This is a genomic window from Vibrio sp. 03_296, assembly GCF_002265885.1.
In genome coordinates this window covers 1-806 of the sequence record NZ_NPKW01000989.1, presented here as the reverse complement: position 1 = coordinate 806, position 806 = coordinate 1, and the positions used below count along the sequence as shown (strand labels likewise).

The following is an 806-nucleotide window of genomic DNA, read 5'->3' as shown; positions in this document are numbered from 1 at the left end:
CAGTAAGCCTGTACTACACTTAGGATCAGTTGGATGTGAAACCCAAGTAAGAATCTCCCCTTCTGTAACATTCTTACCACTCACATAGCAACACTGTTTAGCGCAGGCTCTTAAGAGCCATTTCCCCTAGGCCCACCGACGGAACCGAGCTGGGCCTCTTTTTTGCGGGCAAGAATGACCAGTGACTACTTCACCGCGCGAATACCATCTTTCTCAATGATGATCTTGCCTGCTTTAAACAAGCCGCCGATGGTTTTCTTGTATGTCCCTTTGCTTGTGCGAAAAGCCGTAAAGATTGCCTCTGGAGTCGACTTATCGTTAAGTGCAAAAGCCCCTTCTTTCAAGTAACTCGAGGACTTTTTCAGAAAGGTCGTCCATTTTGGCAACGCCCACTTTTTGCAATGCAAGGTCAATTTTGCCATCTTCACGTAACGTTTTTGATGTATCCCTCTAGTTTCTTGCCGATAAACAGCTTGCCAAAAACATCCGATGGAAAAATCATGCCCCAGTGTGAACCGTTCACAATCGCTTTGAAGCCCAGTTGACTGCGCTCGGCAATGATCAGATCCACTTGCTCGTTGCGGGTGTAATTCGCTGGTGTTTTATCAAGCAGCTTATTGAATTTGGTGGTGCCGACAATGCGACCAGAGGCTTTATCGGTGTACACATACACGAGAATCGATTGACCAGCAGTAAAACGACTGCGTTGCTCACTGTATGGCACTAGCAGATCTTTTCTTGATGCCCAGTACAAAGCACCGTGCTGTTGACCCCCTCAACCTTCATCAAGCCCCATTCGCCCACTT

Annotated in this window: 1 pseudogene; it reads right to left on the bottom strand. The window is 47.3% G+C overall.

The features are described from left to right. Positions 1–185: 185 nt before the first annotated feature. Positions 186–806: pseudogene (locus CIK04_RS29365) on the bottom strand (S1 RNA-binding domain-containing protein); the annotation flags it as partial.